Origin of the sequence: Paenibacillus sp. GM1FR (assembly GCF_002803315.1) — a bacterium.
In the GTDB taxonomy this organism is placed as follows: domain Bacteria; phylum Bacillota; class Bacilli; order Paenibacillales; family Paenibacillaceae; genus Paenibacillus; species Paenibacillus amylolyticus.
Genome location: NZ_MKZL01000002.1, coordinates 55,987 through 81,112 on the forward strand (window position 1 = coordinate 55,987; position 25,126 = coordinate 81,112).

A 25,126-nucleotide genomic window follows, 5' to 3' on the forward strand; every position below is an offset into this window, starting at 1 on the left:
CATTAACCCAATACCGACTACAATAAAACCAACTAATAAAATGGGGATAAGGAGATATACAGATGCGGGAAGTACCTATGCGCTATGTGAAAGCAAATCAGGTTGGTATTGTATTGTTTGTTTTGCTCTCGTTTGTGTTCAATCCAATTGTAGTTCTGGGCTTGCTGTGGATCATTCAGGTGGTGGGGCTGGCTTCCGGTGGCAAATTTAATCTGTTCGTACAGATTGGCAAAGTCGTGCTGACTGGTAAAGGTACAGAGGCGCAGGCGGTGGAGCTACAGCGATTCAACAATATTCTGGCCGTGCTCTTCCTGTCTTTGGCACTCATCTCGTTCTCGCTTGGTTGGGTAGGCGCAGGTTATGTATTCTCCGTCATGCTTCTCGCGGCTGCAAGCGCGGCACTGCTGGGTTATTGTGTAGGCTGCACCGTCTATTTCTGGTATAAACAGCTGCGTGCAGGCAGAAAAATCGGATTTTGAGGTTGGTTGAAAAAGTGATACAGGTATCCGGGATACTACGATAACTTCATAACGAAATCCCCCTCAAGTGAGCTGCCACTTGAAGGGGATTTTTTTTATCTGAACCAGGCCTTATTTAAATTGTTGGTAAAATTGTTATCGTTGAAAGGCACGTTGGCGCTACCGAAGTTTGTCGTGTTGAGTGCATTTCGTGCGGCAGAAGTCAGATCGTCCCATCCGATTAATGGTTGTGTTCCCCCAACAGCGTTGGTGACCCCGAGCTCATGGTTCAGCGGCCAGGTACTATTATAGGAAATCAACGGATGGTTACCTTGTGTATTGTTATTGCTCGGTGTAACTTTTGTAAACTGGCCGTGACCGGAATATGCGATAGAGAGGATTTTGGAATTGGCAGCTGCCGGATTATCGACCCACACGACGATTCCTTCCCAATCATGACGATGGCCGAGTCCAGAGGAAGGGGAGTCTTTGGGGAAATACCACGAATACATGATAGCCCACACCCCATTGTGCCATGCGGAGCGGGAGTAGATCTGCCCTGTATTTGAGCTACAGTTCCCATTCGATGACCCGGACGTATTCAAGCCAGCGCTGGTATTGCCCTGTTGATCCACTGCGGGAAAAGGCACACAACCATGATAGACCTTCAAAAATGGCTGAAAACGCTTGGCTGCTTGTTGCATTACGGTGACTGGTGAGACTTCCTGGAATCCGACAACCTGATCATGATTGATTTCTGCCGCTTCAACAACGGTGACCCAAGGAATACATGCCATAAGAAAGACCAGGAGCATTAACACGATTTTTTTCATTTACACTTCTCCTTCAAGGGTATGATGTGGTGCTAAGTTGAGGGTTCACTAAAACTATATTGGAAAAAGGTTTATGTTATTTATCTTTTCATCTTAAGATTTGTAAATTTGTAGCATATCTATGTCATAATCATATAAAGATCATCGAAATCGAAGACTAATTCCTGTCCAAGCGGGCAGAATGGTTGATTAATGAGACTATTTTACATAAAAGGTAGTGGAGAAGATTCAGGATCGGTGCGTGAGGTTTATTGGGTAATAGGCAGATTAGTGGGTACGGATATGTTAAAATATACTTATGGATTACAGGCTAGGACATCTTTACATTTGATGATATGATAGGAGTTAAAGGCTTTGGAATGAGACGGAATTCCTGATGCATAGATATAGGTAAGTCGAAAGATTAGAGCAGAATGAACGCAAGTTCATTATTGTGTAAAAAATATGCCCTTTTGTGGACTGATGCAACGTAAGAATATGAGGTCGTTTAGACTCATGGATAATGTGGAATAGGTGGCGTATGAGATGAAAAAAGCTCGCTTAATATATAATCCGACCTCAGGCCGGGAAGAAATGAAGAAACGTCTGGCTGATATTTTGCAGCGTTTGGATCAAGGTGGTATTGAAGCTTCATGTCACGCAACAACGGGTGAAGGTGACGCAACCCGGGAAGCTGAACTGGCAATTGAACGCGGATATGACATGATTATTGCTGCTGGTGGCGATGGCACGTTGTATGAAGTTATCAATGGTATGGCTGAGCGGGAGAATCGTCCTCCGCTGGGTGTGTTCCCTTTGGGAACAACGAATGATTTTGCACGTGCACTCGGCATTCCGAGACAGTGGGAGGATTATGTGGATCTGGTCATTAACCAGCAACTTCGTCCGCTCGATCTGGGCAAAGCAAATGATAAATATTTTATCAACATTGCCGGTGGCGGATCATTGACTGAACTGACCTATGAAGTACCGAGTCGTCTGAAAACGATGATTGGGCAACTGGCCTATTATATGAAGGGTATTGAGAAAATGGCGAGCCTGTCTCCACAGGAGCTGATTATTCGCGCCGACGGTCAGGAAGAAATCCATGATGAATTCATGTTATTCCTCATCGCCAATACCAATTCGGTCGGGGGATTCGAGAAGTTGGCTCCAGGTGCAACCATTGATGATGGTCTGTTCGATGTGATCGGTGTCCGCAAATGTAATCTGGCTGATATGATCCGCCTCGTAACGCTTGCGCTGCGTGGGGAACATCTGAACGACAAGAAAGTGGTTCATTTCCAGACGAGTCATATGGAAGTTACGTCCCCGGGATATGTACAATTGAACCTCGATGGAGAGTTGGGCGGCACGCTGCCTGCTACGTTTACGAATTTGCGTCATCATCTGATGTTGTATCGTTAAACTTGGCACTTGGCGGAGAATGTGGTCGCTTGCGGAAAGCGTTAATGCCGCAGTGGTTGTTGTATAGCATCGCACAAGTGGTGAGGAGAGTTGGATTCAGCTCTGCCGTAAGGCGAGATGGAAGTGTATTTTCCAGTTGCTGTGTACGGTGGGATCGCGTATAATCTCATGTGGTCACCATGCGTTGAGCTGATACAGGGCATACTGTGGTGATTGAGTGAACGTGAACATTGAACGGTGAATAATGAACAGTGAAGGTTAAGAGTGCTGGTCTAGTTCGATGGTACTGCGATGTGGTACATCGTGCTGAATGTAACAGTTTGGTCGAGTGCCGACTGGCGGCTAACGAACTCAGAAAACCTTAATGTGGCGAAATTGCCGAATCTGCGAATCTAACGAATCACAGCGTCGTTATTTTAGAGAAAATGACCGAAAAAGGTCGGAAAACACCATCCGAAGATGATATAACGTTTCTGAAGTTCATTAGAAATTCGGAACGTTATTTTTTGATGTGATACCATATAAGAAGAAAGAAGTGAATGTACGTTGTCTAATACGAACCGCAGCGGTCGTGGAAAAAACCGCCGGAATTCGGCTGCCTCTCAGGGGCAAGGGAACGCTTCAATGTCCCGTCAGCCAAGTCAATCATCTCGTCCATCTACACGTCAGCAAGGAAAAGAGGTGCGGCCACAAGGCGCATCTCTTTCTGCCGTTCGTCCAAAGGGGAGAACGCGTGAATCTGCACCAATCGAAGGTCTGCCCGTTAGCAAAAATGAAGAGACCGTCATCGACATCATTGGCATGAACCATGACGGTGAGGGTGTAGGTCGTGCGAATGGATACACGCTCTTTGTGCAGGGTGCGCTTCCAGGTGAAACCGTGCGTGTGCGCGTGATGAAAACCAAGAAGCAGTATGGCTATGCCAAACTGCTGGAGATCGTGAAAGCAAGCCCGGATCGTGTGTCCGCGCCATGCCCGATCTATGATCAGTGCGGCGGCTGCCAGATCCAGCATATGAGTTATGCCGGACAGCTTGCGTGGAAACGCCAGTTGGTAATTGATAATTTGCAACGGATTGGCAAATTGAACGTGATGGTGGAGGATGCGGAGACGTTGGCATCCAAGGTGCAGGATGACGCTTCAGTTGATGAGGCGAATGAAGCACAGATGATTGGAAGTAATCGTATTCGTCTTCGCCTTGAAGGTGTCATGAACGAAGAAGATACGGAGCAAGGCATTCGTGTACTGCCAACGATAGGTATGGACGAGCCATGGCGCTATCGGAATAAAGCACAGGTACCAATTGGAGCAGCCGAGGGTGGCCTGGTAGGTGGTTTTTATGCTAAAGGAAGTCACCGGATCATCGATATGGAGAGCTGCCTCATTCAGCATGAGCACAATGACGAAGTGGTCGCGAAGGTGAAGGAGATCGGCAGTCATTTTGGAATTAGCGCCTACAACGAAGAGACAGGTCGCGGCTTATTGCGCCATGTGGTTGTGAAGAAGGCATTCCGTACTGGCGAGATGATGCTCGTACTGGTCACGAATGGTCGAGACATTCCGTACAAAGACGAATGGATTGGCAGTATCCGTGAAGCGATTCCGCATGTGGCAAGCATCTGCCAGAACGTGAACAAGAAACAGACCAACGTCATCTTTGGCGATGAGACCCGCGTCTTGTGGGGCCGTGATGTAATTTATGATTATATCGGTGATGTGCAGTTTGCGATCTCTGCGCGTTCGTTCTATCAGGTGAATCCGGTGCAAACGGAAGTACTGTATGGCAAAACGGTAGAGTACGCTGGACTGAGCGGCAAAGAGACGGTAATTGATGCCTATTGCGGCATCGGAACGATTTCTCTTTTCCTCGCGCAACATGCGGATCAGGTGTACGGGGTTGAGATTGTGCCAGAAGCGATCGAGGATGCGCGGAGCAATGCGATGTTGAACGAGATGAAGAACGTCAAGTTCGAAGTTGGTGCCTCTGAGGACGTCATCCCGCGCTGGAAAGAACAAGGCATCGAAGCTGACGTCATCGTTGTCGACCCACCACGAAAAGGCTGCGACCCGCGTTTGCTCGATACCATCCTGGAGATGAAGCCGGAACGCGTGGTTTACGTGAGTTGTAATCCGAGTACGCTGGCACGTGATCTTCGTGTGTTGGAAGATGGCGGCTATCGCACCGTGGAGGTAACGCCGGTGGATATGTTCCCGCATACGGTGCATGTGGAATCGGTGGCGATGCTAAAATGGAAGGGGCAGGATTAATTCCTACGCCCCCATCTCGGTACTTGGATTCAAGAAATTGAAGTGTATCTTAATGCTATTGCTATCGAACACTTCAATTTTGTGGATGAGCTTATGAATGAATTGCTTCAATATCTTCTCATCCTTAATGTTAAGGTGAATTATTTGGGATACTTGTTTTTCAAAGACATGGAGTGGGCTCTCTATGTCTTTTTCTTTTCTAGCATAAGATTGCAGTTGCTGTCTTCTTGTGGTCAAATGTACGAGTCCATTCCGTATGACCTCATTTTGAACTTTCCATTCATCTCTGGTCAGTTCATTGTCATTTAGTAAGTCCAACAAGGTGCTTTGTTTTTTTGTCAATTGATGCATTCGCTTTTCAATATCTTTTAGTTCCACGTTGTAAGTTGCCGTTTGTTTCCCTGCTTCTTTTTTTGCAACTTCGATTAATTTGGATTTATTGATACCCGGTTAGTTCCTTAAGAACTATTAACATATCAGATAACAATTTATCCGCCTTGATGAAGTGAGGGGAACAAAACTCCTTCCCATACTTACCGTATCTTCCACATTGGTAAGCCTTTCTATCATTTTTATAGTGCATTCCTGTTCCGCAGTCCCCACATACGGCAAGATGAGCGAACAAACTTTCCTGACCGTTGCTTCTTCGTTTACCTTTCTGCGCCAACTTAGCTTGAACTTCTTCAAACTCATCTTTTGTTATTAGGGCGGGGTGAGTATTGGCAACAATGGTTTGTCGTTCCTGTGGTAGAAAAAATGACCGTAGAAGTATCAATTCCTAAATTTCTATTTGGTCATAATGTACGAACGGTCAGTGACATTGATTTTGCCGCTTCTTCCATCGCTTGAATGATTACCTTAGGAATAAATTCTATGCTTATCCTAAGCATGAACCGTATTATTGGAAGGTTCAACGAATGGACGTGTGCTGGATCTTTCAAGTAGGCGAGGCGGTTAGGGATTATATATTCCCCGATATTCTACTTGTGTATATGGCAGCGAGAAACGGTCGTATGGCAGAACAGAAGCAAACGTATGAGCTTCTATGATAAGCAACAAGAAATTAAAGCTCATAAAGGGTCACCTGAAGTCATTGAGCAGTCGCTTGGAATACTTCGATTCGAAGCAAATATCACTGATAAGAACTTAGTAAGGTATTCCCAAAACCGATGGGCGGGGGAACTCATTAAGGAGTCTGTAGCTAAAGATATGATATTCAAGCGCTTGCATTGATTGGGAATAGATAATCACTTATCTGTAATCGTAAAGAAGTTGCGACTCGACTCATTAGTGAATAGGAGAGAGTAAGGCGTGGCAGCTTCTGGGGTTTATAGAATACAAAATGTTATTCGGTGATCAAAGTATAAATCAACCGTCTAAAACTACCTATGATAGGCATATGAATGAAATGGTAAGACTAGGAATAGCTCCTAAATATTCAGATAAGGAATTGTCCCCATTAAATCTCAACGAAATAATATGAGCCGCTTGCCATTGAATAAATGGAAGTGGCTTTTTTATTGTTGAGTGTCCCAGAAAGCTGAAATTCCTTAGTCTTGCTTTCTCTCTAGAGGATCAGAATTGGTGCATGGTGCGCATGGAAATGGAAAAAGCATGATGTACCAGTGTGTAACAAAACGGAATATTCGTACGTTATATAGACCTGTTTACACGATAATCTCACATAAAGTATATAGAGTGTGATCGCTTATAAGTCAGATACTAGTTTGTTAATGGAGAATCAAATATAATTATAGTAATGGTTGGAATCAATATTGATCACAGTAAGTGGACGATACTCTTCATTGGTTGGTAATGACATGTATTCAAAGAAAACATAGGCGGGGGAAGATTTTGAAGAAATGGAGAATTGGTAAGGCTCAAAAAAAGAATGATTCCCGAAATAGTGATTTAAGTAAAAAAGAAGGCTTGCATGAAATTCGAGAAAGCACGAATAAATCTGCAATTATCTTTGTCCATGGGCTTGGAGGGCATCCTTTTCAAACATGGACCAAAAAAAATTGTGATCCGTTGCCTCTTCTTATGAAAAAAGATGATTCCTTTAATGAATATGATATATACTCATTTGGTTATAAAACGAACTTCCTATTAAAGGGCCATCATATTAAAGATATCTCAGATTTATTGTTTACTGAAATAAAAGCTAGAGTACATCATAAAGAGATTTATTTCGTTACCCATAGTATGGGTGGAGTTATTGTTCAAAGTATGTTGGTTGAGCAGGTAGAAAGAGGGAATTATGAATTTCTAAACCTTAATAGTGGCATCATTTATTTGGCGGTACCGTTTGGTGGATCGAACATTGCTACAGTAGCTTCTAAAGCGTATGCTTTTATCCCTCCCTTAATTGGAGATCAATTAATTTCTGTTCAGGTACGTTCATTAAAAGTGTATAGCAGAGAACTCCATGAGTTAAGTGTAAAATGGCTACGATATGTCTCGTCTCTTAATCATATTAGACAAAAAGTAATTTACGGAAAATCTGATTGGGCTGTAGGAGTTGCTTCATCCCATGCTCCATATATTTCGGATGTGGATTCGGTTGAAGAGGACCATAGGAGTATATGCAAGATAGATCATAATAGCACTGTATATCGTTTATTAACACAATTTTTTCTTGCTGCAAGTAAACAATTTTCGTCACCAAAAACTCTGAAGGAAATAGATACATCAGGACAGAGATCTATAGAAAGTACTGAACAGATTATCCTGCCGCTTTTCTATGCCCCGTTAGATGATTATATTCCCCGAAGGGTAATAAAGCTTGAGAAATCTAATTCTGTTTCTTGGTTAATATCACCTGAGGAACTACATGGACTCTTAGAAGTAATAAAAGAAAATAAACTGATTACCTTGCTTGGAGGGGCTGGAACGGGAAAATCAACCGAATTAAAGTTTCTTGCATCGATGCTATCCAACAATCCATATGGTTACTATCCTGTAGTGATAAATTTAAATAAATACACTCCTCGCAGTTTGACCGAATTGTTAAATGAGTTTTGGAGTGATTGGAGAAATGTTTCTGAGGATCAACTCTTATTAATTTTAGATGGTTTAGATGAGATTGAAAGCAAATATAAAAAGGATGCAATTCGTTTTATAGAATTATTTATTGATCAGCACCCTATGATAAATATCCTAATCTCATGTCGGAAAAATTTCTATCAGTCAGAGAATGGTGATTTTTCAGGAACCTTACAAGGGTTTAAATCATATGTATTATATGACTTGGATCAAAACGACATTGACTTATATATCGAATCTAAATTGGGAGCAAAATCAATAGATTTCAAAGATGTTATTCTTGAGAATAAGCTTCGAGAACTTATACGCATACCATTCTATTTAATACGTATGGTTAGAATGTATATTAAAGATGGAGTGCTTCCCAGCAATAAGTCTCAATTGTACGAGGAATTACTTTCTCAAGGTATAAATAACGATGTGGAACACTTTAGGAACACATTTGAGCTACACGAAGAACGAAAAACACTTATAGAGGCCCTTGAATCATTAGCTTTAGGCATGGAGGATCTGGGCAGAAACTATGTATCAGAGGAAGAATTATGCGTATTGGTTAATAATAAGGATATTAGAGAGATTCTATCACATTGCTCTGTTTGGAAAAAACAGGTGGATTCTAATGGAGTCAAATGGCAATTTGAACATAATAATTTTCAGGAGTATCTTGCCGCAAAAATTTTAGCAAGACAAGATTTGGATACTATAAAAACATTTCTTGCATTTCCACCTGAATTCAACAAGGTAATACCCAGTTGGGTTAATACTTTATCATTTTTGGTCAATATAATAGACTTTCGTGACGAAAGATTCACTCAATTATTAGAGTGGCTGCACTACAACGATCCTGAAATGATAGTATACTTTGAAACTGAACATGTGGAAGAAGCACTGCGTATTAAATTGTTTAAACAAGTATTTAACATTTATAAAGAAAAACAGATCTGGATTAACCGCGATAAATTTGACTTGAGTTCACTGGCGCGCTTTGGTCAATCTATCGAAACAATCGATTTTTTAATTAATGAAATTAAAACTGACCAGAACTATACAACCCGTGTGAATGCATTAAAATTAATTAGTTTTATGAAAGTGTCTATTCCTAAAAGAAGCGAAGTATGCAGTATTCTACTCGAGATACTGATGGATGAGAATCAACAAGTAATAATTAGAAGCACGGCATTAGCTACTTTAACCTATCTGCATTTTCAAGCGGATCAAGTAGTTGAGGCAGTTGTAAATTCTATACGTCAATCTACTGATGATTCGCTTCGAACTAATTTATACACATTCTTAGCAAATAGTAATGCTGTGGATCGTTACGTAGATGTTTTTCTCGAAGGAATCAAATATGTGGGAATTAACATCAGTGATAGTGAATCTCGATTAATAAATGAGAAAATAGAACTAGAGGCAGGGCTGGATAAAGTTAGCTCAACCGAAGGTATACAAAAGATAATTCAGTTCTTCAATGAGAATATGGAAAACCAGGATCACCATTTTTGGAATGACCTAGTCGAAGTTATTGCCAACAATGCAGCCAAAGCCTTTGAATTTGATTCAAATATTTATTTAGCCTGTTTCGAATTATATAAGAATCTAAATAAATATTATTGGCAAAATGAAGCAGCTAAGTTTGTATTATTTTTTGATAAGACTAAAACAAGACAAAAGGCAATAGATTCTCTTTCTTATGAAAAAATTGAGGATAGATACAATTGGGATGCACTTGGTTTATTAATTAAAGAGGAACATCTTGAAAGTATCATTGATAAATACCAAAAAGGGGAATTGACTGACGAAAATATTTGGAGTTTGCAATGGGCTATAAATTGGGAGATAAAAGACATATTTAATAAACGTATAAATGGAGTATCCGAAAATAAATTTCTGATACAGCCAAGAAGGGATTTCGAAAAGGAACGAAAACTTCGTTCAATCCAGGATTTCAATTTACTTTTTAATAAAGAAGCCTTTGCTGAACAAATTAGGCTATTATATGTTGAAAAGCAGGCTATGACTAAAGATGAATTGATTAAGGAAAAAATGCAATTGCAAGAAAAAGGATTAAGTTATTCAGATATTGTTGTTCGTTTTCTGTATCAACTCGCTGGGAGTGATTCCCTGACATTGGATAGAGTTCTCCACATTGTCGGAACAATGGATTGGGATTCATATTGGATTATTGAAGTGCATAAAATAATGTCCTCATCTAAAGAAATCGAAATTTCAGAAAAACAAAGAGAGTTGATTAAGAGTTGGTGTGAAAGAAACGTTGAGAATGCCGAGTTCAAAGGGGCACTTACGAAAAATCCTAATGGTAGCACTAGTGGGAATACAACATGCATAATTTTGTGGTTCTTTCTCCGAAAGTTAAACCTCACTTTTCCAAAGAAAATACTATTAGACATGATTTCCTTTGACTGGATAGAGGGAAGTGAAATGCTAGGGATTGAGTACCTTGAAGAGCATCTCGACTTAGATTCAATGTCAGAAAGAATTTGGAGAAATCTAACTGAATCAATAAACATCGATGAAGTACTAATAAATCATATTCATTTCTGTATGCGACATGATATTCAAGAGGTTCTGCCTATTTCGTTAAGTCTAATTATGGATGGCTCTAAAAGTGAGGCGGTCAGAAGAGCGGCCTTACACACGTATCTTAAATTAGCAAAGGAACTTAATATTATTATTTCTAAAATTAAAGATATTGATGGGTCCTTTAAGTATGAGGTAATTAAAAGTCTTTTTGAGGGCGGCTATCAAGATCATTGTTACGATCAACTTAATACTTTACTTCAAGATGAAACCATCGAAAAAGATATATTAGAAGCAACTAAGTATCTTATTAAATTACAAGACATTGAGGCTTTGAAATTTTATGTGAGCTGGGTCAGACAGAAAGTAAAAGAACAAGAAGTGATCAATATATTGATGCCATTACAAACTCTAAATAGTATAGATGCACTTCCATATGTAATAGAATTATTAGAGCTAACCTATTTAGAGGGTTTTAAGCAGGACCAATTTGAACGAACTGATACCGAGGTTCGTAACGCCTTAGTAAATATCGCTCTTCAGTCATCAGATAACTACAATCATGTAAAATTAGAAGTTGAGAGGTTTGTAAAAAGTAATAAGCACTTAAAGTACGTTAACTTCCTGTATTCCTTTATTGAAGATATGGAGGCACGCTACTATGTTACTCTCCAAAGTGGGCGTGATATTGGCGAGGTAATAAAACATTTAGAAAGTATCAAAAAGTAGCCACTAATAAAAAGTAAAAAGAAGCCCTGTAATTTTATAGGGGCTTCTTTTTAACCGCTGGGTGAGGGCACATCATATACGTTTGTTCACACTGCTACTCAACACATGTGGAGTGTTGTTCACTATTAGTTTGGAACGGAAATAACGAATGAGAAGTTAATGTGGGCTTTGCCTTCTCTTTAATGAGAGGGTATTTTTTTTGCCTTCGTAAGGAAGCAGGAATACTCACCACCGAGGTCTAATTTAATAGCAAGAAATGGAGGGGATTTTGCTTGTTATACCGTTATCAATATAGTTTTGACAAAGAAACAAGAAAAATGTTTATTACGGGACTCCCGTTTGTAACGAAATATGTTGAAGTTCCAAGAGAGAAAAGGTTTGAAAGGCTTTATTCGTATGGTTTGATAAAAATAGATTTGCTAAATGCTATGAAATATTTACAAATATCACTTCAGACAGATGATATTACTATTAAAGAAGGAATGTTTAGAATTGCTTTAATCTTATATATAAAATGCTTTAATAATTCCGGTCGAGGTAGGTCTCAGCTTTCACTAAACAAAGTATACAAAGAAATACCAGGCGAACCAATAGAATGCTATAACAAATTAAAGAGAATACGAGACAAATGTATAGCGCATGATGAACATGACTTTCTTAATGCGAAACTAGGTATGGTCTTAAATGAAAATGAGAAATGTATAGCAGGAATTGCATATCCTGAAATGCAGGGGAAATTTGATTATGACGAGACTATAATGATATTGCAGTCCTTGTGCAATATTGCATTGGTTAAAACTGATAAATATATTGATGAGGAGATACATAGCGTGGAAAATTATCTAAAACAAAGAGATTATAAAATTGTGAGTAAATATTTAAATATGACCATAGATGTAAATAAAATCTGAGTCAAAACATTTATTTCTAAGTACTTGTCAAAGAATGAGAAACTAATTTGGGAATGCCCTCTCCTAATTGAGAGGGCATTTTTGTATCTGTTTTTAGAAGTGGGAGTAATATACGCACGCATAGCGGGGAAGGTTTATATCCATTAAACTATAAGTATCTGAATTTTGGGCGGTACACATCTAATCGGCTACTAGATGGAATATTTGAAACGATACAATAATCCTAACATATGGTACAAATGTAACAGGCTAAGTAAGATGGTTCATTAGGGAAGTGTAATCATTTGGGATGAAGAAATGAAAATCCTGGTTGATATAACTCAGAGTGAATTTGATGACTACTACGATACAGTTGACTTTTATGATGGAAAGACGTTGTTCTTTGAGATACCAACCAAACTCCCAGAGTATTTGGAAATTATGGTTTGGGTTGCGAGTCTTATGCCCAAATTCAATTGGAATAAGTATCTTGGTCATGAAAAGGATACTCGTCTAATTGGAATTGTTGAAAGAAGTGAATATATTCCTGTTCAAATTCAAGGGTTTGGCAGCCTAAGTTTTAACGAGGTTATAGCAGGGGAAATTTAAGTTTCTTCCTATGACATGTCTGTAAAAGGAGATTATAATTTTTTTAAGGATAGATAAGGAAATACGTTGTCTTTCAGAAGAGAGAGGAATAAGAACGCAGTTGATAATGATTGTTATGAATACCATATCGACTCTAACGTAGCTTTTCCTTATGGTCATTGTGGTTTGAAGCTATATACAAAGGGGAAAGTGCTGTTTGAGTTTGATACAGATCATTGCGTACATTACCATATAGTTATATCACTTTGGGGTGGTTTGGTTACTCTCGAGAAGTTATGAAGAATTGTGCCGAGAATGGTTTCTACCGACATACTTAGCGGAACATTTATCCTATCGGTAGTAAGAGGCTTTTTTCTTTTCTAGTGACCAACACACAACACATGTGGAGTCGGTAGTTTTGTTAAATTGAAGGGGTGTTGTTCCAAACTGCCTTATGGATTGAGGAAGTGAAATATGTAATGTATTGCTTTGATTGAACCGTCTTTAATAACTGCTTAAAGACTTGTTGACCTTCAATTTGAAGTTCAAATAATTGCTTGATATAGGCACGGAGTTGTTCTTCCGTGTCTTTTTTTGTACCTGTAATTATGAAGTGATTACTGGTTTGATACACACCGTGTGTTCATGAGCGATTCCAGTTTGAAGTCGAGCCGTTCTCCTTAAATGATTGACGTTCGTTCTTGACAGCCCAACAGCATGCGTTGAACATCTCCTTGGCATCAACGGGCTTTTTCAAAACTGTTGACAATTGGTATATTTGTAATTATATTAAATATATCGGGCGCTTGGTACTGTAAATCTACTAGTGTAAACGCTACCAAGAAAAACTTTACGCAGTATAGTTCGATCCCGTCGAGGAAGAAAATGGAGAGTTGATTGGGGACTTACTCCCAGTTTTATATACACTCTGTCCATTTACGAGTGACATTCATCGTAGTTTTGTAGAGCATTTTCAGCAACGCTTCATTGCTTGGGAAAATGCTTTTTTTTAGGCTTTGCGATGTTGACGAGGGAACCCTCAAGTATTTCCGTCGTTGTACTCTTCGCGTCAAGCTTTTTATGTCCTGCACCGTGTCATATTCCACCTCCAACATGAATTGCAGCATCTCTGCAAACAACTCTTTCAGTGCAAATTCACCTTGTCTATATTTATGAACTTATTCTTCTTCAAAATCACTTTCACTTGCTCATCACGTATACTATCCTCTTTAATCAGCCTTTCTAAAGATTATCTAACGGGGGAATATGATGTCTAAATCAATAGAATCTATCTTGAGAGATGAAATTTTTGCTGAGCTGGACATCGAGTATACGGAAGGCCGCGATACCCGTTTGTTGGACCAAGGGATCGATTCAGTAGGCTTCATCAAGCTTATTGTTTTAATGGAATCGAAGTTTAACATCTCGATCCCTGATGAAGATCTGTTATTTGAGAAGTTCTCCACGGCTGGATTAATCCTTAATTATTTGACTGTGAAAACGCTATGATGACTATCATTCAGCGTCTATTTCTGGAGGCCTCTGATCGCCAAGATCATATTATCCTTGAAGATCTAAAGCAGCAATGGACTTACGCAGAGGTGATGAAAGAAGCTTACTTGATTGCTCTATATATCCACAAGAATTTTGAGCTTGAGTCCGGAAGCCATCTTGCATTATACACAAATAATGAACCCTTGTTCATTTTTGCGGCGCTGGGCATTCAATTCTGCGGTTATGTGTTAGTACCGGTTCCTTATTCGGCGTCCAATACTGAAATTGAAAATATTTTAATTGCCAGTGACGCCAAATTGGTTATCAGCAAATCTGCACAGCCAGCGCATTTAAATTGCGACATACCTTGGGTTACCGCTCAGGATTTATCGCAAGAACCAATGCCTTCGTTCGAATCGATCTCGTTAACCAATCAGTCCGATCCCAATCAATGTGCGATTCTCCTTCCTACATCGGGCACAACCGGAAAATCTAAAATCGTTATGTTATCCCATTGGAATGTATTAACGAATGCGTTGGCACATGGCGGAAAGGTGGGGTATACAGAACAAGATTCGTTTCTTGTAACGATGCCCGTTCATTTCAGTTCTACGATTGTCACGCAATTGATTTCTTGTATGTTATATGGAACCCGAATTAAACTTATCAGCTTGCCCTTTCTGCCGCGCACCGCGTTTAAACTGTTTCAGAATAAGGCGGTCACGGCATTCTCAGCGGTGCCTACGCAATTGATGCACTTTGTTTCCGATTTCCATCAGACAAAGAACTGGAGTGCCTTTGATTCCATTGAATTTATTGTAATTAGCGGTGCGGCGACTCCTGCGAAATTAGTAGACCATCTTCAGACTGTATTTCCTCATGCGGACATTATTCAAACCTATGGATTGACCGAAGCTTCTCCGCGGGTAAGCATGATGGAACGGGGAGAGCGCTACTTATCCTGTGGATCACCCATAAATGACGTTTCTATTCGTCTTGTTGACGAAGAAGAGAATGAGGTAGAAGGAGCTGCTATCGGAGAAATTTGGGTCAAGGGCCCGAATGTGATGCTCGGTTATTACAAAAACCCGGAGTTAACGAACGCTACCATTGTTGAGGGTTGGTTAAAGACAGGAGATTTGGGATATTGGAATGAATCAGGGTGTCTTATACTCACAGGCCGAAAGAAGAATATCATTATATCCGGCGGTATCAATATCTATCCGGAAGAAATCGAGGAATTTTTGTACGGCTTGAAAGAAGTGGAGGAGGTCATGGTTGTTGGTGTACACGATGATCTGTTAGGCGAAGTGCCTATCGCATTTCTGAAAGTTTTTAATGAATGCCTGATTGATATAGATGCACTGACGCGACATTGCAACTTGCATTTATCATCGTATAAAGTGCCTAGACAATGGAGGATTATCGATAACATTCCAAAAACAAAAACAGGAAAACTGGACAGGGCAAGTACGAAGCGCTTATTGCTAAATGAGATATACTGATTCGGCATCCTTAAGCCATTTAACCAAATAACGAGGGGTGAACGAAAGGTTGAAGAATTCAACTCAAACATTGGGAAGAGAAATACTGCCGGTCAGTTATCCGATGATTACAACCTATACGCAACATGCTCATCTCTTGTCCATACTTACCCATTACGAGTGCGCACATCCATGGATATTTAGCAATTATATTCAATTATTTATTAACAAAGATTATAAACATCATTGGGGAGATTTTTATTTCCCTCTGACTTATGAGCTGCGGCCTTCGGATGCGTGCAAATGGATTACTACTCAAAAGATACATAGAGATACTGTAACAACTAAATGGGACTCTGTTATTCATTTTATTATAGAAAATATTAATGCTAATAACTATGTCCACACCATGATCAATTATTTCTACGTGCCCCTAAGCGATCGCTACAATAAACTTCAATTGCATCATGACATATTTGTTTACGGTTATGATTTGGATAGAAAGATATTGTATGTTTCCGATTTCTTTAAGAACGGCGTGTATAGTCAGGCTGAGATATCATTTACTGATTTCAATCTTGCGTTCGACACGAATCATCTAACAACGAATCATGATTATCTTAGAGAAATGGTTTATCTGTATAGATTCAATGATCAATATCAGGATAAATTCAGTGCAGATACCCTAGTGAATTCGATAAGAAATTATTTCACTAAGCAAACACCGGAGTATTGGGAGATGTTCAACTATGGGGGCGACAGGGATAATCTTGACTTCGGCATGCAAATATACACAACTCTATTAAATTATGCGAAAGAGACATTGGAACATAAGGTTATGTTTGATATAAGACCCTTTCATTTACTTTATGATCATAAGAAGATAATGACGCTAAGATTCAAGTACTTGTACGATAATCAGCATTTAATTGAATTAAATCAAGAGCATATAGATGAATTCACAGCTATTGAACTTCAGGCAAAGATCCTTGTGAATCTAGCGATTAAATATAATTTGACAAAGGATACGAGTATTTCCGAAAGTTTACAAACGCTGATTACGAATATAGAAAATGAAGAATCCATATTCCTTGAACGATGGCTGAAGAAGGTAGTTATTCAGTAATGTTGAGGGAGCAGATGATGTCAGTTGTGGATATCTCTTCTTGCACCCGAATAGAAGCTTTAGCGCGAAGCCCGTGGTGATCCGGGCATATTTATGGAAGGAGTGATGCCGGGATTATAATCGTTGGGAGACAGCGTGTTGAGTAAGCCAAACCGTTGCTCTTGTATTAAAGATTCCGTTTGCTGACAGCCTATTGCCTTCTAGTCTTTCAACGATCCGCATTGCTTCAAGCGCTTTTTTCCGGCACAACCACAGCGAATCCACTCACCTCAAGAATCTCTCCTGGTATTTGACCCAACATCTTGTGATTCATGCATAGAACCATATCTGTTCGATTGAATTAATAGTGGTTTCACAAACCTTAAGCAAGGGGGGGGATCATAATATTCATTGTATTAACAGGAGTCGCAGGCTTCATCGGTTCCAACCTTGCCGAGAGGCTGCTGCGGGAAGGCCATACCGTTATCGGCGTCGATAATTTTCTGACCGGGTCTACTGTCAACATAGACAATCTCTTACGGTCGCCCAATTTCAAGTTTATCGAGCATGACGTCATTTATCCGCTCGCAATTGAAGGCCCTGTCGATTGGGTGATGCATTTTGCCAGTCCTGCCAGTCCGCCCAAATATCTGTCCTATCCGATCGAAACGATGAGGGTCAACAGCGAAGGGACGATGCATCTGCTGTATCTGGCCAAAGAAAAGCAGGCTGCTTTCTTCTTGGCTTCAACAAGCGAGATCTACGGTAACCCAACTGTTCACCCTCAGCCGGAAAGCTACTATGGCAACGTGAATTCGGTTGGAGCAAGAAGCTGCTACAACGAAGCGAAGCGGTATGCAGAGGCGATCACCTACTGGATGAACAGGAAATACGGTATACCGGTAAGGGTCATTCGGATCTTCAATACATTCGGCCCGAAGATGGATTTACATGACGGACGCGTCATTACCAATTTCATTAATGAAATCATGTCCAAGCAAAACCTTACGATTTATGGCGACGGCAGACAGACGAGAAGCTTTCAGTATATCGACGATTTGCTGGAAGGGATTGTGAGACTGCTGAGCACCACGTATGAACAGCCAGTCAATTTGGGGAATCCGGAGGAAGTTACCATACTTGAAGTCGCCCAAATATTGAAGGAGCTAATGAAGTCCAACGCGCAGTTAGAGTTTCTCCCGCTGCCGGAAGACGATCCCAGGAGAAGGAAGCCGGACATTACCATTTCAAGGACGATTATGGACTGGGAACCGGCGATCAGTTTGCATGATGCACTCGCTAGAACGATCCATTATTACCAGGGTCAATATATCCATTAAACGGGAGGTACCTATGCAAGAACAGATCATAGCGATGATATGCGAAATCAAGGAAGACGCCCAACTGGCAAACAGTTTGAACGAGCATTCGAACATCATGGAAGACGGGGGATTGGACTCTTTACAGCTAATTACTTTTGTACTACAGGTGGAAGAGCGTTTCGGTATTGAAATCGATTTTGAACAATTCGACTTCAATCTTATGGAGTCGGTAACGACCTTCTGCAATTATATCTCAGAGCTGCAGAAAACAGCGCCTGTATGAACGATAGACGCAAGTTCGAGCTCATTATCGGGACATTTGACGCGGAACGCTTCTGGCGCGACCCTAATCTAGCCAAACTGCCGTCGTTTCACGATCCTGAAATGGAGAATATCGTGATGGCCATGGATGAGCTGCTCTTCCCATTTTGCGAGGCGCAGGATAAGCTCATTACTCGCTATCGAATGAACGTTTGCCATAAAGAGTATTTGCATGAGATCGGATTTAAATTTCTTTCCAATTCAACCGATCTCGAGAGTCCTGATGTAGGAAGCGTAGGCAGAACCGCCAATATATTCGACCTGCTCACATCAGCCGATCGAATGGGTGACATGGATCTCTACTTGCTGGACGGCGCCCGGTTGTCGCCCTTTGCCGTCATTCCGGGGGTAGATCGTACTGCAGCGCGTTACGGGCTGGAACAGGATTTTCCAGCTATCGAAACGGTTCAGACTGTCAATTCGAAGTTGTATTCAACCGAATTGAACCGTCGCCTTGATCTTCGGTGTGACAGCCAGACGGTCTATTCTCCCGAAGAGCTGCTGGCAAGCGGCTTGACTTTGCTGAATCAAGGACCCTTCCTGATCAAAGATGAGTTTGGGGTATCCGGGAAAGGGAATTTGCTGATCGAGTCGGAAGCGATTTTGCAGCGAGTCACATCCTATGTCGCCGATCAGTGCAGCAAGGGAAAAACGGTTCGGTTTATTATTGAGCCGTTCCTCCGCAAGGAATTGGATTTTTCTTGCCAATTCCACATCGATTCGGACGGTACTTACCGACATATCTCAGTGCAGCAGTTGGTTAATCGCAATTTCGCTTACCAAGGCTCCTATACAGCAGACGATAGGTTGCTTCATATGCTGCAGGAAGCGAAGTATTTTGATGTAATGAAACGGGCGGCTCGCGAGCTTTATCGGTCGGGTTATCACGGCGACGTATGCGTCGATTCTATGCTGTTGACAGACGGCCGCATCGTTCCGATTGTTGAGGTGAATGCAAGAAGATCGATGAGTCTGATCAAGCATTACGTTGACCGCTACCTGAAGAAGCACGATACGGCCGGGAGCATGACGCATGCGACTTTACAGTTTGCATGCGATGTATCATTCGATCAATTGCTTGAATCGCTGGACCGCGAGGGTGTTCTATATAAGCCTCATCGAGGATTCGGTATTTTACCGTTAAGCGCGAATACGCTCCTTATTAACAAAGTCGTCAGCGAGTGCAAGGGGATCCGGAATAAGCAGGTGAAAGGCAGATTATATTATTCGTTGATCCAGGGGGAATGGGATAACGAACGATTGACCGCTAAGGTTAAGGAGGTGCTGTCGTCGTTATCCTTCAAGATCGCCCGCTGATGCAGTCCGAAGCGCTTGAAGCCATGAATGGAGGAAGAAATTTTATGGGTAAGCGGAAAGTGACGATTCTATGCTCGGGTTTCGGTCTGGGTTTCTATATTCCCGGTCTGTTAGCTGCAAGTGATTTCAAGAAAAGGGATATCGCGACGGAAGTGCTCGTGTTCGAAAGCTATTTGGAGCAAGACAAGATGGATCATATTGTAGACAGCAGAAAGGCTTACCACAATAATTTCGCACTTGCCAATTTATCGGCCCGAATGCCGATGGATATACGCAACAGCATTGATTATGCCCAGGTCGAGCTATTGCTGGAGGCGTGGAAAGCGGAAGACCGGTACGAATTCATATCGTTATCCGGACACTGGATCTATATTCTGGATTTGTATAGGGAGAAAATGCTGCCGAATCAAATTCATGTAGACCTGCTCTACGTCGATTCAGATCTGGCCCCGTCTTGGAAGAGCTTGAAGAAGTTTCATTCTCGCTATGACGAGTATTATTACAATGCTTGTCTCTATGACACTGACAAGATGGAGATTCGATGCGAAATCCCAGTTCTTCATCGTACGGCACTGCCCTTCGACTCAAGGAAGCGGCGGCTTGTTGTTCATGGTGGCGGCTGGGGGATGGGCACTTATCAAAGTACAATTCCAGAGCTTGCCGGCCATAACTATGGGCTTGATATCGTAGCTTACGATTGGAAGGAAGCGAAGCCCGATCCCGATCACCGATATTGGATGAATGATCCGGAATGGTGTGCATGGGTGAAGAGTGCGAACGGCCTGCACGAGTTTCCGCCATACATTGAAATAACGGGAGAAGACACGAAGTCATACAACGCTGAGGTTGATCATCATTGGTTATTCGATATCGCTTCGGAGGCGATGGCTATCGTGGCCAAGCCGGGAGCGGGCACATTAATCGACTCGCTTGCATCCGAAACCCCTCTTATTCTGCTGGAGCCGTTCGGAAGTCACGAGCTTAGCAATTTGGAATTGTGGGAATCACTGGGGTTCGGAATACGCTACGAGAAGTGGCGGGAGATGGATTTTTCCGTAGAGGTCCTTAGGGAGATGCATCAAGCGATCATGAACAGACCCGGAGAACGGACGAATTATGTGGATCATTATTGTGCGAGAGTCGCGTTAACGAAGGGGTAAGATTTCAATGGCAGAAGGGGTTATGCGATGAGCGTAAACAAATTGAGTATCGCCCAAGATAAGACAAAGACAAGCTATCCGAGATGGATCGTCATGCAGCTGTTGGAGGAGTGTAATTTACGATGCAAGATGTGCTATGAGTGGGGACTCGAAGGTCCCTACAAAAGCAAAAAAACGTTAGCACATCTGGATCCGGATCTCATTAAAAAGATCATCGTCGAGTGCAGCCCGGGCAAGCCGTATTACGATTTCTTCGGCGGCGAGCCGCTGATGTACCCTTGGCTGAGCGACATTCTCGCCATGATCAATCACTATGGAAGTAAAGCGGACTTCCCCACGAACGGCACATTGCTTGAGCAGCATGCCGAGATGCTTGTCGAGACTGCTCCAAATAAGATCTGGATGTCGCTCGACGGCCCTGAGGAAATAAACGATAAGCAGAGAGGCAAAGGCGTATTCAAGAAAGTAATCAAGGGGATCGAGAAGCTTTATGAGCTTCGGGAAAGCAAGGGCAAGCAATTTCCGAAAATGGGTGTATCCTTTATCATTACGCCCTTGAACTATATGTACGTTGAGGAATTTTTCTTTAAGCATATCGACTTGTCGATGTTGGACCATATCAGCATGGAAGTGCAGCTCTATGCAACGGAAGAGCAGTATGCCCAATATGTGGAGGTTCTTAGTGACAAATTCGACGTGCATGAAGCTCCTTATGCCAAGGGGATGGTCTGGCGGGACACCAGTTCGTTCAGCCAGATCGATATTCCGGAACTGACGAGACAGCTCAATAATGTTAAAGCGTATTGCTTGAAAAACCGCATCCATGTGATCACCTATCCGAAGACGATAGATGAACAAAATTTGAGTAACTATTTCTCGGGGCAATTCCATCAGATGGCTGATAAACGAAATCGGTGCTCCCTTCCATGGGTTTATGCGGAGATTACGGCAAGGGGCGACGTTTCGCCCTGCCATGCCTTCTATGATTTGACCTTCGGCAACGTGAACGAAGAGAGTTTGCTGGATATCTGGAGTAGTGACAAGTACAAAGATTATCGCGCGTATATGAAAAAAAATATGCTTCCGATTTGTACGGCTTGTTCAAGGTATTATATCTATTGATTCATGTGAATAACCTAATAAGTTTAAGAAGGGTGTGTTGATATGAATCCAAAATCAGAGATTAAACATTCCCCAAAGGATTTGCAAATATTGAAACGTACTATCAAGAATACGGTGGAAACAAAGCGGAACATGGAGAAAATAGCGGGTTACGCGACACCGTTGCCAGAGTCGGTCGGGATTAAACTCACGAACCAATGCAACTTGCGCTGCAAGCATTGCTATCAATGGAACGACACCGGATACCATCACTTTATGACACCGGAGCAGCAGCGGGAACAGCTCGACTACGGGCTGCTGGAGAAGCTGATCCTTGAGACGGAACCAGCCAAGTCGAGACTCTATATCTGGGGCGGCGAGCCGCTCGTATACAGCCATTTCGACCGTTTGGCCGATTTACTTGAAGCCCATCCTCGCGAGACGACGATCTGCACGAACGCGATGCTGATCGAGCGAAAGCTGGACGCCTTGCTGAGAATCTCCGACAATCTGGAGCTGCTCATTGCACTTGATGGATTCGAAGAAGAGAATGATGCGCTTCGCGGCAAAGGGGTATTCAACAAGGCGATAGATGCTATTCGGATGCTAGTCCAGCTGCGCAAGGAAAACCGATTCAGGGGCAAAATTACGATCCATACCGTCGTTAACGATGCTATGACCGACAAGCTTTACGATCTGCTGGAATTTCTGGAGGACGTCGGTGTAGATATGGTCATGGTCTGCTTCCCGTGGTACATCTCGGACGAATGCACGCAGGGAATGGACGATTACTTTGACCAGAAGTTCGACTTCCTTCCGGCGAGCGAGCACAAGGGCGAACGAAGCTGGCACGCCTTTAACTACAAGCTCGATCCGGAGCGTATCCCTGCTTTGATGAGCGAGTTGGACCGGGTGAATAATCGGGTCTGGAAAATGCGTTTACGCTACCAGCCGAATCTGGATTATGACCAGATCGAAGATTTCGTGCTCGGCAAAGAGGTGAAGAGTAAAGGCACGATGAACAAGAAGTGTCTGGCTCTCTCGAACCGGATGGATATTACGCCCGATGGAACGATTGTTGCATGCAAATTTTTCAAGGAGTTTGAGATCGGCAAATTAAATGAAGCGTCCGTACAGGAATTATGGCACGGCATGACCTACAGAAGGATAAGGGAAATGATGGATGAACGACTGACACCGGCATGTTCCAAGTGCAGTGTCTTGCATTTGCACGGTGTTTAACTATTCTACATGAGCATAAATGAGGTGAACCAGTGAGCATTATCCAAGTGGAACGCTTATCCAAAAGCTTCAATTACTACGAAAAAGAATTGGGGTTCAAAAAATCGCTAAAAAATTTAGTGAAGCGGAAATCACTGATCAAAGAAGCGGTTAGCGAGATATCACTTTTAATCGAGCAAGGCGAGATGGTCGGGTTCTTAGGCCCGAATGGTTCCGGCAAAACAACTACGCTTAAGATGCTGTCCGGCATCTTGTATCCGACAAGCGGGCAAGCGACGGTATTAGGCTATGTCCCTTGGGAGCGAAAAAAAGAATTCAAGATGCAGTTCTCGATCGTGATGGGGCAGAAATCGCAGTTGTGGTGGGATTTACCGGCGAACGAATCGTTGTACCTGAACAAATGCATTTATGAGGTCGAGGATAAGCCCTACAACCTTGTCCTGGATGAGCTTACGGAGATACTTGATGTTAAAGATCTGCTCAATATTCAGGTACGTAGGCTTTCGCTGGGGGAACGGATGAAGATGGAGCTAATTGCGTCGCTCATCCACCGGCCTAAGGTGATTTTTCTGGATGAGCCTACAATCGGACTCGATCTGATTTCGCAGAAGCGCATTCGGGAGTTCCTGAAGTATTATAACCAGCAGACGAAAGCAACGGTCATTCTGACAAGCCACTATATGGCGGATATTGAGGATTTATGCAAACGAACAATCATCATCAATCAAGGGAAGATCGTATACGACGGCGATCTTCGGCGTGTGAACGAGCTGTTTCATGCAAAAAAGATCATCAAGCTGCAATTTACGGACGAAGTGCCGAGGCAAGCGCTAAGCGACTATGGCGCTATCATGCAACATGACGGCATGAATGCCGTCATGGAGATCGATAAGCATGACCTTCAGCGGCTTTCCAAGATGATGCTGGACCGGTTCCCGATCCTCGATTTCACAGTTGAAGATATACCTGTCGAGCGAGGCATCGAAAGCTTGTATCAGAAAGATGGGGTCAGACATGAAAGCCTTACAGAAGTATAAAAGGACGTACATCCTTGCGCTTCAGAATGCGATGGAGTATCGGACCGATTTCTTTATGAGTATCATCAGCGGCGGCTTCATCATTCTCGTCCAATGCTTCCTCTGGACGGCCGTGTTTCGCAGTTCGCCGCAAGAGATTATTAATGGCTATACTTATTCACAGATCATCATTTATTCCGTGTTGTCCGGCGTCGTCTCCAAGCTGGTTTCTGCCGGCTTTGAAGGGGAAATCGCGAATGATATCAAGACGGGTGGACTGAGCAAATTTATCGCTCAGCCCATTCATTATTTCAGCTATCGGATATGCAATTTTTTCGGTGGGAAAACGGTTCAGATCGGGGTCGTCCTTGTCTTATTCGTCATACTGATGATCGTTTTTACTCAGATTTGGGGGTTTCAGCTTAGAGGGGTGCAGATTGTTATGTTCCTGGTCAGCATTCTATTCGGACTGCTCATCAACTTCCTGCTTTTTTATTCGATTAGTGCTCTCGCGTTCATCATTACCGAGGTTTGGGGCGTTTATATCGCGTTCAATCAAGGCGTCTATCTGCTAAGTGGTGCCATCTTTCCGCTTAATATTTTCGGAGATACGTTTGCCAGAATCTCCAGCTATTTACCGTTTCAATATGTCGTATTCTTCCCGGTTAACATCATCAATGGGAGCATGGCGATTCATGAAATCGTGCGCGGACTCCTCTTACAAGCGGTCTGGGTAATTGTGCTCATGATGATTTCGAAGTTGTCGTGGGATTCCGGGATGAGGAAATATGTAGCCGTTGGAGGTTAG

General features: G+C 42.2%; 20 protein-coding genes. 17 read left to right on the plus strand and 3 right to left on the minus strand.

The genetic code is table 11. From position 1 onward, the window contains the following. Positions 1-62: 62 nt before the first annotated feature. Positions 63-479, plus strand: a complete 417-nt coding sequence (locus tag PAEAM_RS01200) for a DUF4395 domain-containing protein (protein WP_036606047.1) — start codon at positions 63-65, stop codon at positions 477-479. A gap of 95 nt (positions 480-574) precedes the next feature. On the opposite strand, the gene PAEAM_RS01205 is transcribed toward PAEAM_RS01200, so the two are convergent. Continuing rightward, complete coding sequence (locus PAEAM_RS01205; protein WP_036606046.1) at positions 575-1,291, minus strand: NPP1 family protein; 717 nt, start codon at positions 1,289-1,291, stop codon at positions 575-577. Positions 1,292-1,816: 525 nt separating this feature from the next. Between PAEAM_RS01205 and PAEAM_RS01210 the strand changes: the two genes are divergently transcribed. Both PAEAM_RS01210 and rlmD read left to right on the plus strand, forming a co-directional pair. After that, complete coding sequence (locus tag PAEAM_RS01210; RefSeq protein WP_017690659.1) at positions 1,817-2,698, plus strand: diacylglycerol kinase; 882 nt, start codon at positions 1,817-1,819, stop codon at positions 2,696-2,698. 546 nt (positions 2,699-3,244) lie between these two features. Continuing rightward, entirely contained in the window at positions 3,245-4,966 is a 1,722-nt protein-coding gene (gene rlmD / locus PAEAM_RS01215) for a 23S rRNA (uracil(1939)-C(5))-methyltransferase RlmD (RefSeq protein ID WP_100526330.1), read from the plus strand. A gap of 3 nt (positions 4,967-4,969) precedes the next feature. Here the strand turns inward: rlmD and PAEAM_RS32160 are convergent, their stop codons facing one another. Together PAEAM_RS32160 and PAEAM_RS32655 are read right to left on the minus strand one after the other, a co-directional pair. Beyond that, complete coding sequence (locus PAEAM_RS32160; RefSeq protein ID WP_243391228.1) at positions 4,970-5,344, minus strand: hypothetical protein; 375 nt, start codon at positions 5,342-5,344, stop codon at positions 4,970-4,972. Positions 5,345-5,402: 58 nt separating this feature from the next. After that, the gene (locus PAEAM_RS32655) at positions 5,403-5,741 is read right to left on the minus strand and encodes a recombinase zinc beta ribbon domain-containing protein (RefSeq protein WP_100526331.1); all 339 of its coding nucleotides are present in this window, start codon (positions 5,739-5,741) and stop codon (positions 5,403-5,405) included. A 1,079-nt stretch (positions 5,742-6,820) separates the two neighbouring features. On the opposite strand from PAEAM_RS32655, the gene PAEAM_RS01235 reads away from it, so the two are divergent. The 14 genes from PAEAM_RS01235 to PAEAM_RS01305 all read left to right on the plus strand — a co-directional run bounded on the left by PAEAM_RS01235 (position 6,821) and on the right by PAEAM_RS01305 (position 25,126). Next, complete coding sequence (locus PAEAM_RS01235; protein ID WP_100526333.1) at positions 6,821-11,278, plus strand: NACHT domain-containing protein; 4,458 nt, start codon at positions 6,821-6,823, stop codon at positions 11,276-11,278. Between the two features lie 272 nt (positions 11,279-11,550). Further along, a complete protein-coding gene (locus PAEAM_RS01240; RefSeq protein ID WP_100526334.1) occupies positions 11,551-12,189 on the plus strand; it encodes a hypothetical protein in 639 nt (212 codons plus the stop codon). A 297-nt stretch (positions 12,190-12,486) separates the two neighbouring features. Then, the gene (locus PAEAM_RS01245; protein ID WP_100526335.1) at positions 12,487-12,777 is read left to right on the plus strand and encodes a hypothetical protein; all 291 of its coding nucleotides are present in this window, start codon (positions 12,487-12,489) and stop codon (positions 12,775-12,777) included. Between the two features lie 1,272 nt (positions 12,778-14,049). After that, the gene (locus PAEAM_RS01255; RefSeq protein WP_165789797.1) at positions 14,050-14,265 is read left to right on the plus strand and encodes a phosphopantetheine-binding protein; all 216 of its coding nucleotides are present in this window, start codon (positions 14,050-14,052) and stop codon (positions 14,263-14,265) included. Beyond that, the gene (locus tag PAEAM_RS01260; RefSeq protein WP_279303082.1) at positions 14,265-15,755 is read left to right on the plus strand and encodes a class I adenylate-forming enzyme family protein; all 1,491 of its coding nucleotides are present in this window, start codon (positions 14,265-14,267) and stop codon (positions 15,753-15,755) included. The genes PAEAM_RS01255 and PAEAM_RS01260 overlap by 1 nt, the downstream gene beginning before the upstream one ends. Positions 15,756-15,804: 49 nt before the next feature. Beyond that, complete coding sequence (locus tag PAEAM_RS01265; RefSeq protein WP_100526338.1) at positions 15,805-16,860, plus strand: hypothetical protein; 1,056 nt, start codon at positions 15,805-15,807, stop codon at positions 16,858-16,860. Between the two features lie 389 nt (positions 16,861-17,249). After that, positions 17,250-18,179: an NAD-dependent epimerase/dehydratase family protein gene (locus PAEAM_RS01270; protein WP_207765546.1), complete on the plus strand. Its 930-nt coding sequence runs from the start codon at positions 17,250-17,252 to the stop codon at positions 18,177-18,179. A 13-nt stretch (positions 18,180-18,192) separates the two neighbouring features. Continuing rightward, the gene (locus PAEAM_RS01275; protein WP_036668367.1) at positions 18,193-18,444 is read left to right on the plus strand and encodes an acyl carrier protein; all 252 of its coding nucleotides are present in this window, start codon (positions 18,193-18,195) and stop codon (positions 18,442-18,444) included. A gap of 182 nt (positions 18,445-18,626) precedes the next feature. Continuing rightward, on the plus strand, positions 18,627-19,799 hold the full coding sequence (locus PAEAM_RS01280; RefSeq protein ID WP_165789798.1) for an ATP-grasp domain-containing protein: 1,173 nt from the start codon (positions 18,627-18,629) through the stop codon (positions 19,797-19,799). 44 nt (positions 19,800-19,843) lie between these two features. Next, positions 19,844-20,959, plus strand: a complete 1,116-nt coding sequence (locus tag PAEAM_RS01285; protein WP_100526420.1) for a UDP-glucuronosyltransferase — start codon at positions 19,844-19,846, stop codon at positions 20,957-20,959. A 27-nt stretch (positions 20,960-20,986) separates the two neighbouring features. Continuing rightward, entirely contained in the window at positions 20,987-22,081 is a 1,095-nt protein-coding gene (locus tag PAEAM_RS01290) for a radical SAM/SPASM domain-containing protein (protein ID WP_100526341.1), read from the plus strand. 132 nt (positions 22,082-22,213) lie between these two features. Next, the gene (locus PAEAM_RS01295) at positions 22,214-23,302 is read left to right on the plus strand and encodes a radical SAM/SPASM domain-containing protein (protein WP_243391238.1); all 1,089 of its coding nucleotides are present in this window, start codon (positions 22,214-22,216) and stop codon (positions 23,300-23,302) included. Positions 23,303-23,334: 32 nt separating this feature from the next. Further along, positions 23,335-24,339, plus strand: coding sequence for an ABC transporter ATP-binding protein (locus tag PAEAM_RS01300; RefSeq protein WP_100526342.1), 1,005 nt, complete (start codon positions 23,335-23,337; stop codon positions 24,337-24,339). After that, positions 24,317-25,126, plus strand: coding sequence for an ABC transporter permease (locus tag PAEAM_RS01305; protein WP_017690646.1), 810 nt, complete (start codon positions 24,317-24,319; stop codon positions 25,124-25,126). The genes PAEAM_RS01300 and PAEAM_RS01305 overlap by 23 nt, the downstream gene beginning before the upstream one ends.